Source organism: Oceanispirochaeta crateris (assembly GCF_008329965.1).
GTDB lineage: Bacteria > Spirochaetota > Spirochaetia > DSM-2461 > DSM-2461 > Oceanispirochaeta > Oceanispirochaeta crateris.
Map to the genome: position 1 here is coordinate 1313963 of NZ_CP036150.1, position 12043 is coordinate 1326005.

The 12043-nt window shown below is 40.1% G+C and carries 10 protein-coding genes; 5 read left to right on the forward strand and 5 right to left on the reverse strand.

Annotation, left to right across the window (positions count from 1 at the left end; genetic code table 11):
* Window positions 1-5: 5 nt before the first annotated feature.
* From mreC to EXM22_RS06020, 5 genes are read left to right on the forward strand one after another with little or no spacing between them, the layout of a single operon-like run.
* Window positions 6-860 carry a rod shape-determining protein MreC gene (gene mreC / locus EXM22_RS06000; RefSeq protein WP_149485639.1) on the forward strand — a complete coding sequence of 285 codons (855 nt, stop codon included), beginning with the start codon at window positions 6-8 and terminating at the stop codon, window positions 858-860.
* Window positions 857-1360, forward strand: a complete 504-nt coding sequence (mreD, locus tag EXM22_RS06005; RefSeq protein WP_149485640.1) for a rod shape-determining protein MreD — start codon at window positions 857-859, stop codon at window positions 1358-1360. Before mreC ends, mreD begins: the two co-directional genes overlap by 4 nt.
* A gap of 3 nt (window positions 1361-1363) precedes the next feature.
* Window positions 1364-3232, forward strand: a complete 1869-nt coding sequence (gene mrdA, locus EXM22_RS06010) for a penicillin-binding protein 2 (RefSeq protein WP_149485641.1) — start codon at window positions 1364-1366, stop codon at window positions 3230-3232.
* Complete coding sequence (gene rodA / locus EXM22_RS06015; RefSeq protein WP_149485642.1) at window positions 3222-4550, forward strand: rod shape-determining protein RodA; 1329 nt, start codon at window positions 3222-3224, stop codon at window positions 4548-4550. Before mrdA ends, rodA begins: the two co-directional genes overlap by 11 nt.
* Entirely contained in the window at window positions 4550-7057 is a 2508-nt protein-coding gene (locus tag EXM22_RS06020; RefSeq protein WP_149485643.1) for a TIGR03936 family radical SAM-associated protein, read from the forward strand. The genes rodA and EXM22_RS06020 overlap by 1 nt, the downstream gene beginning before the upstream one ends.
* Here the strand turns inward: EXM22_RS06020 and mazG are convergent.
* The 5 genes from mazG to EXM22_RS06045 all read right to left on the reverse strand — a co-directional run bounded on the left by mazG (window position 7027) and on the right by EXM22_RS06045 (window position 12014).
* On the reverse strand, window positions 7027-7812 hold the full coding sequence (mazG, locus tag EXM22_RS06025; RefSeq protein ID WP_149485644.1) for a nucleoside triphosphate pyrophosphohydrolase: 786 nt from the start codon (window positions 7810-7812) through the stop codon (window positions 7027-7029). The two genes, EXM22_RS06020 and mazG, sit on opposite strands and share 31 nt — an antisense overlap.
* A gap of 75 nt (window positions 7813-7887) precedes the next feature.
* Entirely contained in the window at window positions 7888-8160 is a 273-nt protein-coding gene (locus tag EXM22_RS06030) for a hypothetical protein (protein ID WP_149485645.1), read from the reverse strand.
* 10 nt (window positions 8161-8170) lie between these two features.
* The gene (locus EXM22_RS06035; RefSeq protein WP_149485646.1) at window positions 8171-8917 is read right to left on the reverse strand and encodes a hypothetical protein; all 747 of its coding nucleotides are present in this window, start codon (window positions 8915-8917) and stop codon (window positions 8171-8173) included.
* Window positions 8904-11300: an adenylate/guanylate cyclase domain-containing protein gene (locus EXM22_RS06040; protein ID WP_149485647.1), complete on the reverse strand. Its 2397-nt coding sequence runs from the start codon at window positions 11298-11300 to the stop codon at window positions 8904-8906. The genes EXM22_RS06035 and EXM22_RS06040 overlap by 14 nt, the downstream gene beginning before the upstream one ends.
* 33 nt (window positions 11301-11333) lie before the next feature.
* Window positions 11334-12014: a tetratricopeptide repeat protein gene (locus EXM22_RS06045; protein WP_149485648.1), complete on the reverse strand. Its 681-nt coding sequence runs from the start codon at window positions 12012-12014 to the stop codon at window positions 11334-11336.
* Between the last annotated feature and the right edge of the window lie 29 nt (window positions 12015-12043).

The window sequence follows — 12043 nt, forward strand, 5'->3', positions numbered from 1 at the left end:
CAGAAATGGCGAAAAATCAGCAAATCAGTAGATTCTGGGGAGTTCCGTCCTTTCTGATTCTCATTGTTATTAATATAGTAATACTCATATTCTCAACCAATATGATGCTCCTTACCCCTAAATCAATGGGTATGAGTGTATTGTCTTTATTTCAGCAAGGAATTCATGGGACCATGACCTGGTTTACAGATACTGTAAACTCGATTAATGAACTGAAGAATTTAAAGAATCAGTATGATCTAACTCTTCAAAAACTCAACGAATTTCAGGAAATGAATAGAAATTTTGAAGAAATCATTCAAGAAAACATCCTCTTAAGGGAGCAGTTGGGATTTTCAAAATCTCTGGATCTGGATCATATACCCGCTAAAATCATAGGAAAAGATCCTGTCAATCTGTTCTCTTCTTTTATCATAGATAAGGGAAGTATGGACGGAATTACCAAAGATATGCCTGTAACGGCCTATCAAAATGGCGTGTTAGGACTCGTGGGAAAGGTAATTCAAACAGGATTTAACTCTTCACAGGTCATACCAATCTATAATAGTACAAATTTTGTTGCATCCAGATTCCAAAAGTCTCGTTTTGAAGGGCTGGTCAGTGGCCAGGGCGATACTGAAAACCATCTGATCATGAACTATGTTAAAAAAACAGCCTTAAATCAGATCAATGTGGATGACATGGTTATCACATCGGGAATGCAGTCTCTCTATCCTGGAGGTATATACATCGGAAAAGTAGAAAGCATTACTTCGAAGGAATACAACACATCCCTTGAAATTGAGATCACTCCTACCATTGATTTTGGACAACTTGAATTTGTGTTTATCCTCACAGGTTTAGAGGAGCAGATGAAATGAAGAAGTCTCTGACAATTTTATTTCTAATGATCTTCTCAATATTGATCAAAACAACCTTATCCAGGTATTTGTCCTTAAGTTTTGGAACTCCCGATATTACGCTGATTATTCTTGTTTGTATTTCAATTCGTTACGGCAGTGTGACAGGTCAGCTTACGGGATTTACCACGGGGCTTATGGAAGATTTTCTCAGCCTGTCTCCCCTCGGTTTTAACAGTTTGATCCGTACAATCATTGGTTTCCTCACGGGTCTATTCCATGACAGACTGATCATGGATCCTGTCTTATTCCCCATACTTTCGGTGTCGTTGACGACATTGCTCAAAGGAGCATTATCCTACCTTATTCTAGAAATATTCAAAGTGGAATATTCAGGTAGTATTTTTATAACTACTTCATTTGGCTTTGAACTCTTGATGAATGCTCTTTTAGCTCCTTTTTTATTCCAAATGATTAAAGTGTTATTTGATGTAATTCTTAAGGAAAGGAAAACCCTTTAATTTATGAAATCTATGGAAAAAATCAGCAGAGGAAGAATCCTCGTTCTGGGTTCATTTTTTGTGATCGTAGTTCTCTTTTACATATATAAATTATTCAATTTACAAATTGTCGATAACCTAATCTATGAAAGAAAGGCAAAAGCGGTATCACAACGGTCCAATATAATTCCGGCTCAGAGAGGACGAATATTTGATAGGAATATGGATGCTCCTCTTGCCATGAACATTGACTCATTTGCGGTGAATTATATCTCCGCTGATGGAGATAGAGACAGTTTCCCGCAAATGATGGAAAATCTCTCGGAAATATTAAATATTTCATACAATGAACTTATGTCAAAATTTCCGGATAATCGATTCTCATCCTATATTCCCATTGAAATTGCCGACGGAGTTTCTTTTGATAAGATTACCAAGATTGCAGAACATATAGAAGCATTTCCGGGTATATCATGGAGCAGCAAACCCAAACGTTTTTATAATATGACAGGTTCTATTGCCCATATCCTGGGATATGTTGGAAATATTACCAATGAAGAACTCCAGGTTCTTTATAACAGAGGATACAATACTAGTTCTGTTCTAGGAAAAAATGGCATAGAAAAACAGTATGATCATATTTTGCGCGGTAAGAACGGCAGGATTTTTAATACTGTGGATGTAAAAGGCCAACAGATGAACAAGGAAGGCAACCTACAGCCTCCTGAGAACGGTTATGACCTTGTACTTACGATTGACAGACACATCCAGGAACTGGCTGAAAAGGCTCTTGGCCCAAGAAAGGGTTCTGTCGTAGTTTTAAACCCTGATAATGGTGAAATCCTAGCCTTGGTTTCATACCCGGGATTCAATCCCAATCTGTTTAATCAACCCGGTCCTGAAAGTTTTGGCTCCTTGTCTCTTAATCCTGATTTTCCTTTTTTAAATAGAGCCATCCAGTCGTCTTATGCCCCTGCATCCACATTTAAAATTTTGATGACATCGGCTCTTCTGGAAGAAGAGGCTGTCAGTGAAAATAGACTTGTTGATTGTACAGGTAGTATGACACTGGGAAACAGAACCTTTTATTGTCATAAAAAAACAGGACACGGTAAGCTCAATTTGAAAGAAGCCCTGGCCGAATCCTGCAATATCTATTTTGGTACCATAGGTGTTGAAAACCTGGGAATTGATAAAATTTCTGAATATGCCAGGTCTTTCGGTTTGGGAGCCGCAACTGGAATTGATCTTCAGGGTGAAGTCATGGGAAATGTTCCCACACCAGCCTGGAAACAACAGAATTATAACAGCCCTTGGACATTGGGAGATACTCTCAATGTCACCATAGGTCAGGGATTTGTTTCTGTGACTCCCTTGCAAATGGCTAATGTGGTAGCGGCCATTGCCAATGATGGCGAAATCTATAGGCCCCATCTTCTGAAAAAAGTCGTCAATACATCAAACAGATCTGTTGTTGAAGAGATTGCTCCAGAAGTTTTAAGAAAAACAAATATGAGCCTTGAAAATCTACACAAAATGAGGGAATACCTTAGATCAGTCATATCCCAGGGAACCGCAGAGGTGGTGATTCTCAATGATCAGGTACCTGTGGCTGGAAAAACTGGAACTGGAGAGGTAGGACTCAAGGAAAACTGGCATTCCTGGTTTGCCTCATATGCCCCTTGGACCGAAGAAAATGATGGCCAGAAAATTGTGGTCATCACCATGGTGGAAGCATCCAATGAATGGGAATGGTGGGCTCCGAAGGCCGCAGACATCATCTATCAGGGTGTTTACGGGAATATGAACTACGAGGAAACAATTAAATATATGAAATCCCGGGGAGTCTGGTATGTAAGAGAAATTGAATTGGAGGAAGAAAATGAAGATTAAAATAAATCTCTCTTCCATCTTCGGATTTGATTTCTTTCTGTTTGTATCTGTACAGATTCTGATGATTATTGGAATTTTTTTCATCTATTCCAGTGGGGTGAACTCTAATGGTGTCGTGGTGAGCACTGAGTATATAAAGCAGATTGTGTGGGTCATCAGCGGAGATATTCTTCTTTTAATTGTTTCATTTCTGGATTACAAGATCTTTAAGGCCATATCTCCCTGGTTATATTTCATAGCGCTCATACTCCTGGCACTAACCGCAACTTTTGGTCAGGTAGTCAATGGCTCCAGATCATGGATAGGAATTGGATCTTTGGGAATTCAGCCATCTGAAATATCTAAGTTGACAACAATATTGTTTCTTAGCTCCTACCTCGAAGACAACCGGAATTCGATTCAATCAATCCGCACATTCATTGTCGCTTTCATTATTATTTTTCTCCCCATGGGCCTTGTGCTGATTCAGCCGGACCTGGGAACTGCCATGGTTTTCATACCCATATTTATCATAATGATGTTTATGGCCGGGGGAAAAAGCAGAAATTTAATTTTTTTAATTTCCACTGGGATTCTAACAATACTCTTTTCTATGTACCCCTACTATTCGATGTTTATTTCCAAAACAGAGAGTAACTCCATCATATTGTTCACAGACCAGAAGATCATGACGATTATCAGTTTGGCCATGGCTGCCATAGTGATTATTTCCCTATTGGGCTATTTTTTAACAAGGAAGGGATATTTCTATCTAATCTCTTCTTTTTTGACAATTACAGGGATTTCTTATGTGCTCTCTTTCTTTGCCAGAAAGGTATTAAAAGAGTACCAGGTCATGAGACTTATCGTGTTTCTTGACCCTCAGGTAGATCCTCGGGGATCGGGGTGGAATATTATTCAATCTGTAACGGCTGTTGGCTCAGGAGGAGCCTTTGGCAAAGGATACCTTAAGGGAACACAATCTCACTATCGTTACCTACCAGAACAAAGTACTGACTTTATTTTTTCCATTATTTCTGAAGAAATCGGATTCATGGGGAACCTCCTCATCATCCTACTTTTTTCAATAATATTTTGGAGATGCATCAATATAATCTTGAAATCACGAGATCTGTTTGGATCCCTGATTGCCTCAGGCTTGGTAGGAATGATATTCTTTCACTTCATGATAAATATTGGAATGGCAATTGGAATCATGCCTATAACTGGTATTCCTCTTGTCTTTCTTTCCTATGGAGGATCATCGTTGTGGACCATACTCTTCGGGATAGGCATCCTGTTAAGTGTATATCACAGACGATATAAAAACGTAAATTAATGACAAATATCACAGTGCATAAAGATCTCTCAAGAGAACTTCTCAAAGTGAGTAAGCCCGCCAGATATACTGGTGGAGAGTTGGGTTGCATCTATAAAAAAGATGAACCATTGAAAATGGCCATATCCTTCCCGGATATGTATGAAATTGGCATGTCCAATCAGGCAATTCGAATTCTTTATAACCGTTACAATGCGGTCAAAGGGATACAGTGTGAGCGAGTATTTGCACCGGCCCAGGATTTTGAGGAAGTTCTCAGAAATAAGAATATCCCTCTATTTACCCTTGAAACGGGAATCCCATTGAATGAACTGGATATATTGGCCTTCTCCATTGGTTATGAACTGACCCTTACAAACCTTTTGAACATAATGGATTTAGGTCAAATTCCAATTAGGAGAGCCGATAGAGGACCAAATGATCCCCTCATTATAGCCGGAGGACCAGCCGCCACGAATCCGGAAGCATTCAGCGATTTTGTTGACTATGTCTATATTGGCGAGGGTGAGGTCTTTATCAATGAGTATGCCGCTTCATTAACGGCTTCCGCGGGAGAAGGAAAAGAAGCTCTAGCCGAAATACTCAGACAAGATCCGGCATACTGGTGGCCGGGGAAAGAAACAAAAACAGTGAGAGCGATCTATACTGATTTTGGGAAGGGTAGTGTCCTGAGGAGCAATCTTCCCATTGCTTCTCTCACCACAGTACAGGAACATGGTGTTATAGAAATTATGCGGGGCTGTCCCAATGGCTGCCGATTTTGTCATGCCGGATACTTCTACAGACCTTTCAGGCAAAAAGATGTTCATGATATCCTTGATGAAGCAGAACATCTAGTTTCAAACTGCGGTTTTCGTAATATCACCTTATCATCCCTTTCTTCAGGGGATTACAAGGGTCTATTGCCCTTGGTAGAACACCTCAACAAGGTCTATAATTCCAGACATATTTCATTCCAGCTGCCCTCCCTCAGGGTGAACTCCCTGAACCTCAGTCTCTTATCTGAAATATCCTCTGTTAGAAGAAGCGGCTTAACCTTTGCCGTTGAAACCCCAGATTCTGCTGGCCAGAGGGGTCTCAATAAGGATGTTTCCAGGGATAAGATCCTTCAACTCCTCAAGGAAGCCCGTGAAAAGGGTTGGAAACTGGCAAAATTTTATTTTATGCTGGGACTCCCTGTGGAAAGCGGTGATACAACTGAAAGCGAAGCCATTGTTAATTTCCTGCAGGAACTTCAAATGGGATCTGGAATCAAATTCAATGTCAATGCGGGAGTCTTCATTCCCAAGCCTCATACCCCTTTTGAAAGGGTACGACAGCTCAATGATCAGGAAGGAATGAAAGAGATCATGACCCTCAAGGATGGTCTCAAAAGTAAAAATTTCAAGTTTGGATTTCATTCTCCCTATTCTTCTTTTATTGAAGGGATTATCAGCAGAGGCGATAAGAGAGCAGGGGATATCATAGAAAAAGCTTTTCGTAGGGGTGCACGCTTTGACGCCTGGGATGAGTATCATGACCGATCCATATGGAAAGAGGTCATCAATGAGTGTGACTGGGATGTGGAAAAAGAAATCTGCAGGGAACGAGGGGCAGAGGAATCCTTACCTTGGGACTCAATTTCTCTACGAGTCAATTCATCCTATTTCAAAGAAGAAAAGTGCAAATCCTCTGAATCCGTCCTTTCGGCTCCTTGTGAAGAGGACTGCAGAAAACCTTGTGGGGTTTGTAATAAGGACATTCACGTTAAAAATCCTGATGAATACACCTTTCCCGATCTTCCTCCCGTCAAGGAAGTAGAGCAAACTGAGACTCACGATCTTGGAGAAGAATCTGTAAAGGCAGTATTTGGATTTTCAAAAAAAGATCAGGCGATTTATCTTGGTCACCTGGATACGGCTCATGTATTTGAACGGGCCTTCCAATGCAGTGGAATAACCCTCTCGTTCACACAAGGATTTAATCCTAAACCCAAAATTGAATTTGCCCATCCCTTGAGCCTGGGAGTTTTGGGACGTCAGGAGATCATGGGGGTTGAAATGCCTTACAAACCAGCAATGACAAATGATGACCTCATCGGTAAAATCAATGAGTTTCTACCGACAGGGTTCTCCGTTAATACCGTAAAATTTTACCCCCTTCAGAAAGATAAAACCCGTAAAAAGAAGACTCTCATGGGATCATATGCAGGTTCAGAGTATATTCTCACGCCATATTCAGATGAGCAGACAGCCATTCTCGTAAATGACTCAATGCTTGACTATTTCCAGGAGAAGGCTGAAGAACTGGGTGTAAAAGGGGACTATACATTCAAGATTGATGAGGGAAAACTCTTTATTCAAGCCAGGTTTCATAATAAGAAAATGAACAATATTATCAAATTCCTGAGAGAAATTAGAGAAGCGGACCCTATGGATGAATGGATCATAGAAAGGACAAAACTCCTGGCCCTCAATGAAAAGGGTAGGAGTTCAGACTATTTCAATTTGGACTCATCCCAGAGCTGATCCATTTTTTCAAAATTATCAGAATTCATGTCAAGATTTTCATCTTTCATTTTATTTTCAACATAGGAAAATCTTGTCATGAATTTATGATTACAGTGATGCATGGCCTCGGCAGGATCAATATTCAGGTACCTGGCTATATTAACTACTGAGAATAGAAGATCTCCCACTTCTTCCAGAAGGTGGTCTTTATTCTCTGGTTCCACAGATCTTACTTCATCAATTTCTTCATGGACCTTGTCCCATACGGCATTGACATCTGGCCAGTCAAAACCAACTTTTGCAGCTTTTTTCTGAAGCTTATAAGCCCGTTCCAGTGGAGGAAGTCCTTTACTGACCTTATCAAGGATTGATTTTTTGGGAGACCGTCCTTCAACATGAACCTTAATATCTTCCCATTGTTTAAGAACGTCATCCGGGCTATCTGCCGTTGAATCACCAAACACATGAGGATGACGCCTGATGAGTTTCTCTCTGATTCCGTCAAGAACATCAGCAATATTAAATTGACCTTCCTGCTGTTTCATATAAGCGATCATTGTGACTAGAAGATAAACATCACCGAGCTCTTCCTTTAAATGTTCATCATCTTTTTCTTTGATAGCATCGACGGCCTCATAAACCTCTTCGATAAAATCACTGCTCAAAGATTCAGGCGTTTGTTCTCTATCCCATGGGCAACCACCTGGAGCTCTTAAGGCCTCAATAGTGAGGCATAAATCTTCAAAGCTGTTCTTTCTATTTTTTTGGTTCATAAGTTCTCCACTGGATATTGAATTATACCGTATTATAAGTAGACAGAATATATATTATCAGAAGTTGGATTTCAATTAATCACTGTGATAACGACTGGCTTTTCCATAGATAAATAAGAATACAAAGGCCAATATAACAGATGATCCAATATTCAGGAGGTCCATACTGCTGCCGATGAAAATAGAACTCAGAAGAGCTCCCGAAAATGCACCCAACACTGAAATGACAATGGCTCCCCATATGCCACCCAAATATTGTCGTTTCAGAACATAGACGCCCAAATAAGCGATTGTGAAGCCGCAGATGATATGAAGTAATATAAAATTTAATTGAAATGATCCCAACATCGTTTTCTCCTTAGTCCAGTACCGGATCTTCCTGTGCATCTTCCATAGACTGTATCTCCACAGTTCCCAAATATACGGGGACACTCATCAATGGTTGTAGATTTGTATCACTGATACCATAACTCATGGCGACAAAGGCAATCTCAATTGTTGGAGTGATATATCCCTCCCGATCCAATACATCATTGATATCATCATCTTCAGAATACCTGTAGTTTTTTATAAATCGCTTAAAAGTTCCACTCACCGATCCTGAGATATATTTTGCATACCTAGCGGGTGTTCCATATTCATCAGTCATCGTCACATCATTCACTAGAATTGTGGGATCAGAGATCTGGTTCAATGCATCCGTAAAATCAATCTGTATAACATCACCCTCACCTGTCCAGGCAATATTAGGGTATTGAATTGTACTATTTCCAACAAAGCCTATCTGATAAAAATCCAAATTTTCAGGAAGAGTCTCTCCCGATGGAAGGTCACTCAGGGTATAGCTGTAGTAGTAGTCAGGATCAAACATATCTTCATCTTCTGTGATTAATTCTTCCCCATCGTTGTAAATTTTGTAATACAGAACATAGCCGTCAATCGTTTCAGAATCGGGCGTCTTGAAACCCACAACATAGGTTTCAGTTTGGTAAGCAATGGGTGGTTCCAGTGCTTCATAAACGGGTAAACCACAAGCAATGAGAATAAAGAACAGCGAAATACTGAAAATAACTATAAAATAAATATGGATATCAGTTGACTTCAAGTCCTTCCTCAAATCCCACTAGCTCATAGATTCTTACGGGTTTTTTCTTACCCTTAACTCTGATATCATCGAGTTCACGGCAGATTGCCCCTCGATCTTTCACTTGATTATAGGTGGATTCGCTAATGACAATGCTTGTATAATACTGCTTATTGATTCCTTCCAGTCTGGATGCAAGATTTACATTATCTCCCATTACCGTATAGTTCATACGCCCTTCACTACCCATATTACCAACCGTTGAGACTCCTGAATTCAAACCGATACCAATATGGATTTGTTTTTCGGGTGGCCACTTACTATTGAGTTCATTCAAGATTTCAAGTTGTTTCAGCGAACACTTGCAAGATAAAAGTGCATGATCTTCTTGTGGAATGGGGGCTCCCCAAAAACACATGATGGCATCACCTATGTACTTATCCAGGGTCCCGCGGTATTCCATAACACAATCTGTCATGGCTGTCAGATACTCATTTAAAAGCTGGACAAGTTCTTGTGGAGACATAGTCTCCGAAAGAGTTGTAAAACTTCTTATATCCGAGAAAAATATTGTTGTGTCATTGTCTTCTCCACCCAGCTCAGGTGGCTTATCCATCATTTTTTCCACAACTACAGGGCTGACATACTTACCAAACATCATCTTGATGCGTTTTTTATCAGATTCTTCGGTGATAACACGGTATAGAACAACAGCAATATAGATAAAGAAACTACCAATGCCCGGAGCAGAAAAATCAATCATTAGATTCTTAAACTCAAAAAGGATGGATATAACAATAAACTGTGCAAAAATCAAAAAGACCGTTAGCACAAGAGACCAACCAGGACCGATACGGGATGTAAAAAAAGCAATAATCATGATAGAAAGGAAGAGAATCAATACATTCACCCAATAGGGTATATTGATAAGAAAATTATCCATTAAAATAGTATTTAAAGCATTGGCATGGATTTCAACACCATACATCAGGCCGTAAGGAGTCGTTTTTTCATCATCGGCAATACCCTGGGCAAAGGCTCCGACCATAAGGATTTTGTTTCCCACAGCCTTGGTTCTCGGCCAGCTGGTCGGATCCATACCGGGGACTCTGGAGGCATAACCGGAATAAGAGCGCACAGGGAAGGTCTGATATCCTCCACGGGATGAATTGGACCTGGTACCCATATAGTTGATAAGCATCTGACCACGGTCATCTATGGGAATTGTAATATCTCTCACAATCCTTGATTTGCCTTCGGAAATAATGTTTCCTTCTGCATCAATTTCTGGAAACTCATCGGTAATGACATAGGGTTCCCACTGAGCACTGTCTGAATTAAAGTATTCAACATCATGTATTGTAATATGATCACCAATGACAACTTCCAGATCTGACAGGCTCTTATTGAAGTAATGAACCGCCAAAGACAGTGTGATTGATGGAATAAAATGATCTTCCAGGTGATAAACCACATAATATGATTTATCTGGATTACCATCATTATCGCTGTCTTCTATCCGTGGTGCTGAATTTTCCTGAACATCTTTCTTCAGCTGATTTAAGATCTTATCCGTTAGAGGATATTCAATAGTTTGAAATTGACCGTCTTTATCAACCCAGGCAAGACGTTCCTGATTTTCAAGATCGATCGAATAGGAGCTGCTTAATTCATCAACATCCAAGGTCTTTAGTACGACACTGGACTTAGCGATGAGCTGCTGACGCCTGTATTTTTTATCATAGTCATCATAAAAATTGGCATGTCCATAACCGTAAGCGGCTCTTCCATAGGGTTTTAAGGGAGATTGTAGACCATAATACTCAATGACGCGGGATGTATCACCCTGAATATTATGGATTTCACCATATTTATCATACAGAATCTGCTGCCTTGCAAAAAACTCTTCTGCTTCGTTTTCTGACATTGGGGTCCGCTTCAAGACGGTTTCTATGAAGACTCTTCCATTTTCTTGAATAGCTTCAGTTAGAATAACATCATCATAGGCGTTATTATCTGGTTCTATAAAAAAAATATCCAAAAATAAAGCGGATTCTCTCTGACTTTGATCCTGGATTCTGGAAAAGGCATCCAGGAGATTAGCGTGTCGATAGCGTTCAAACGGCCATCTACCAAAAGCATTCAGACTATTAAAATCAATACCTAGTATAAGGATATCAGGTGAAATCTGAGGATTCCGTTTTTCAATGGTCACCCCTTCCTGAATTCTCGTTTGCTCAAAAACTGTTTTTAAATTGAAATGAAGATCAAGGAGTTTGTGTTCCATATGATCAAATATGGATGTTGAAGCGGTTAAGCCCCAGAAAAGGAGGAAGAAAAGAAACCCGAGAACTAGGCTGAAATACTTCACATTCAGAATCTTACCACGGTTCTTCCCTTCCATTATATACTCCCTTTCTATACGGCTTTATATCAATCAGCTACCATATTTTATAGCAATTATACGGCTTTTAGCCAGGTTATTCCAATTGGAAGACCCATATTCCTCACTGATGCGGTTATAGTATTCCTCAGCTTTACTGCCGTCTCCGAGGCCTTCACTCAGGCGTCCCAGATTAAAAAGAACCTCAGGAATAGCTGCAGAAACATCTTTGTAATCTGCTATCGTTCTTTCCAGAAGTGAAATGGCTTCTTCTATGTCGCCGGCTTCCTCTTCCATGGCAGCCGCATTTATAAGAGCGACAGGAGCTATATAACTTGTTGCAAAATTATCGGCAAGAGCTTTGTAAGCTGCTGCGGAACCGGCCCAGTCTTCAGAGTCAGCAAGGATCTGAGCTTCTGCATATAAACCTCTCATGTGGGCATAAAGGTTTTTATAGTTTGTTTTTGAATCGGCTATCAAAGCAGTTAACTCATCTTTGAGTTCTGCTTTATCCTCTTCCGCCGCGCCCAGATAGTCCTGAAGAACAGATTCAATCTGCTCGGCTGCTTGAACTGATTTTTCTGCTTTTTTATTGGACCTATATTCAACGGCACCGATGGCTACCAAAATAAGCACAAAAAACACCGAAGCGATAATCAAATATTTCCTGTGATCACGAATAAGGATAGATACCTTTTCAGTCAGGGTGGATTCAGTATTACTTTTAACGTTCAATTATTAACTCTCCTTCTTAAAGACCCGGT

What these genes read in the sequence shown, in the direction of transcription:
- mreC (WP_149485639.1), top strand. Translation starts at nt 6, where the DNA reads ATGGCGAAAAATCAGCAAATCAGTAGATTCTGGGGAGTTCCGTCCTTT.
- mreD (WP_149485640.1), top strand. Translation starts at nt 857, where the DNA reads ATGAAGAAGTCTCTGACAATTTTATTTCTAATGATCTTCTCAATATTG.
- mrdA (WP_149485641.1), top strand. Translation starts at nt 1,364, where the DNA reads ATGAAATCTATGGAAAAAATCAGCAGAGGAAGAATCCTCGTTCTGGGT.
- rodA (WP_149485642.1), top strand. Translation starts at nt 3,222, where the DNA reads ATGAAGATTAAAATAAATCTCTCTTCCATCTTCGGATTTGATTTCTTT.
- EXM22_RS06020 (WP_149485643.1), top strand. Translation starts at nt 4,550, where the DNA reads ATGACAAATATCACAGTGCATAAAGATCTCTCAAGAGAACTTCTCAAA.
- mazG (WP_149485644.1), bottom strand. Translation starts at nt 7,812, where the DNA reads ATGAACCAAAAAAATAGAAAGAACAGCTTTGAAGATTTATGCCTCACT.
- EXM22_RS06030 (WP_149485645.1), bottom strand. Translation starts at nt 8,160, where the DNA reads ATGTTGGGATCATTTCAATTAAATTTTATATTACTTCATATCATCTGC.
- EXM22_RS06040 (WP_149485647.1), bottom strand. Translation starts at nt 11,300, where the DNA reads ATGGAAGGGAAGAACCGTGGTAAGATTCTGAATGTGAAGTATTTCAGC.